General features: G+C 66.7%; 2 protein-coding genes. One reads left to right on the top strand and one right to left on the bottom strand.

The annotated features are described in order from the left end of the window. The first annotated feature begins 98 nt into the window (after positions 1-98). Complete coding sequence (locus AC3EO7_RS37695; protein WP_435593866.1) at positions 99-404, top strand: hypothetical protein; 306 nt, start codon at positions 99-101, stop codon at positions 402-404. A gap of 489 nt (positions 405-893) precedes the next feature. On the opposite strand, the gene AC3EO7_RS37690 is transcribed toward AC3EO7_RS37695, so the two are convergent. Next, on the bottom strand, positions 894-2117 hold the full coding sequence (locus tag AC3EO7_RS37690; protein WP_431964585.1) for an FAD-dependent monooxygenase: 1224 nt from the start codon (positions 2115-2117) through the stop codon (positions 894-896). Positions 2118-2807 lie beyond the last annotated feature (690 nt).

Below are 2807 nucleotides of genomic sequence, written 5' to 3'. Positions count from 1 at the left end.
TAGTGATGAACGCACACTTCGACTCCCCTGTCACGAACACTGACCTAGATTGGGGCAAACGAGCACCACGGAATCAGGCGGGTGCGCGAGGAACCGTCTTGACCTGGATCGGGTACTGCTGGGGCGTGATCCTCGGTGTCGTGTCGGGTTTCGCATTGGTGTTCTTCTTCACCCTGGCGTTGGTCGGCGTCCTGTACTTCTGGGCCCTACCGGTGGGATCGATTCTCGCGCTTGCCATCTGGGCAGTGACCGCGATCGTCAGCACCGTACGCATGCACTTTCGAGGCTGGAACTCCGCCACGATTCGATTCCTGGCCGGGTTCGGGATCATTCCCTGCTCCATCGGCGCAGCGATGATCATCGCCGCATTCGGCGACGGCTGGGGTAATCCCTTCATCGGCTGATTCCGCTTGTCACAGCAGATCAACAACGACCGCAAAGACAAGCAGGGATCCCGAAACAGTCACAACCGGGCCGGTACCGTCGAGCCGAGAGGGCGTAGCGGCCAGTGCACGGCGTTCGGCATTACAGGGCGTTCGGCTAGCCGCTGGTAATTGGGTCTTATCGGCGGTCAGTGTCCTGCGAGCGAGTCTGAGGTTATTTGGCTCCGGAACGTGAGCCGAGGTGCGAACAGGGCGTTTGACGTGCAGATATTGGAAGTCAAGAGGGTCGAATTCCGAAGCGGATTAGCGTCTGCGAAGAAGTAGTGCAGCGCACGTATCGCTGCTGGTAGCGACTCTGCTGAGCCCCCGTCCGGTGTCCGGGTGGGGGCTCAGTCGTTTCGCTGGCGTCAAGCGTTGGCCGGTTCGGTCAGCGCGGTATGCGGCATAGAGCGGACGTAGTCCGGCGGTGGCCTACCGAAGCGTCGTCCCGCTCGACACGTTATGTGACACCTACGGCTTGGCCGACGAGGTGATCGGCGGTCCGGCCGGGGCCCCGGAGTCCGGCACCCCTGCGTAGTCGGGCAGCTCGACGCCGTTGATCGCACGCTCGATCAGCTCGGTGAACCATTCGCTGTCGAAATCGATGCTCGGCTCGGCGTCCGGCCCGGGGACGTCGCGGCTGCGCGCGTTCAACCGGCCGATCTCCTGGTTGGCCTCGACGAACGAGCGCATCCGCCTCTCGTACCCGGCGAACCCGGCTTCCGGGTCCCACCCGGCGGCGGCCAGCTCTCCGGCCAGCAGGTAGGCGCCGACCAGGGCCAGCCCGGTGCCCGCCCCGGACATCGGCGACGAGCTGAACGCCGCGTCCCCGAGCAGCCCCACCCGCCCGCTCGACCAGCGGTCCATCACCACCTGGGCGACCTGGTCGAGGTAGAAGTCCGGGGTGTCGTCCAGGTGCGCGAGGATGTCCGGGGTCAACCAGCCCAGCCCGGCCATCCGCTCGCGCAGCAGCCGCTTCTGGGCCGCGACGTCGCGGTAGTCGACGTCGAGGTCGGCCGAGGGGAAGGAGAACATGGCCATCGCCCGGGTGGCGTCCGGGATGGGCCGCAGGCCGGCGGAGCGCCCGGATTCCTGGTAGTCGATCAGCCAGCGGTCCAGCCCGAACTCGTTGGGCACAGTGTAGAAGGCCAGCACGTGCCCGAGGTGACGGACGAACCGCTCGCGCGGCCCGAAGACCATCGCTCGCAGCGCCGAGTGCAGCCCGTCCGCTCCGACCACCAGGTCGAAGCGCCGCCGGTCGCCGCCCGCGAAGGCCACGTCGACCCCGTCCGCGTCCTGGGTGAGCTCGGCGATCCGGTCGCCGAAGACGTACTCGACACCGTCGCGGGTGTCGTCGTGGAGCACCCGGGACAGGTCCCCGCGCAGGATCTCGATCTCCGAGATGAACCCGTCGCCGCCGTCGTCATCGGCACGGTAGGTCTCCAGCACGTTCCCGTCCACGTCCACGGTGTACGCGCCAGCGGTCTCGGTGCAGGCCGCGCGCACCGCCGCGTCCAGCCCCATCCGCCGGATGACCTCCTTGGCAACCCCCCGCGCGTCCACCGCCTGCCCACCGGGACGCAGCTCGGGGGCCCGCTCCACCACGGTCACCTCGGCCCCCCGCCGGCGCAGCCAGTGGGCCAGCGCGGGCCCCGCGATGCTCGCCCCCGCCACCAACACTCTGGTATCGCTCACTACGCCTCCTGCTCACCCGTCCGGATCACGTCCGGATCGCTTGCTCCTGCTCTGACCCACCGCTGTCGGTGTATCCAGAGGTATCGACGACGGATCCACACAAAATTCATCGGTGCAGCCGAGATCGTGTCCACGCTCCTGCGAACACCCTGAACCCGCAGGCATTACAGCGCGTGTCGACCTGGGCTGGAACCTGGAACAGCTGACCTGCGTCCAACCCGAGCACGAACGACTCACGGCGACAACGAATTGCGCGCACCGGCGGCGATCCCGATGACCCGGTAGACCGCTGGCGGCGCATCAGGTGCGAATGGCATGGTCATTGTGATGCCGAAGGGCTTCCGGCCGGGGCGGCGATGGCCGAGACCGCCCTATCGAACCCGTTGACGTCGTGGGTCTGCGCACATCGACCGCGCCGGGCGGATCATCGGAGGCCGACGGGGTGTATCGGTGAGCCGGAGTGCAGAGGTTATTCGGCTTCGGAACGTGAGTCGAGCTCTGAACAGGGCGTTTGACGTGCATCTATTGGACGTCAAGGCCGTCGAGTTCCGAAGCGGATTAGCGTCTGCGAAGAAGTAGGGCAGCGCGTGTATCGCTGCTGGTAGAGACTCTGCTGAGCCCCCTCTCGGTGTCTGGTGGGGGATCAGTCGTTTCGCCGGCACCGCCTGATGCCCGGTTCGGTCAGTGCGG

It is taken from the genome of Nocardia sp. bgisy118, assembly GCF_057708605.1.
The sequence above is the reverse complement of the archived record's forward strand: the minus strand, read 5'-3'. Positions and strand labels throughout refer to the sequence as shown.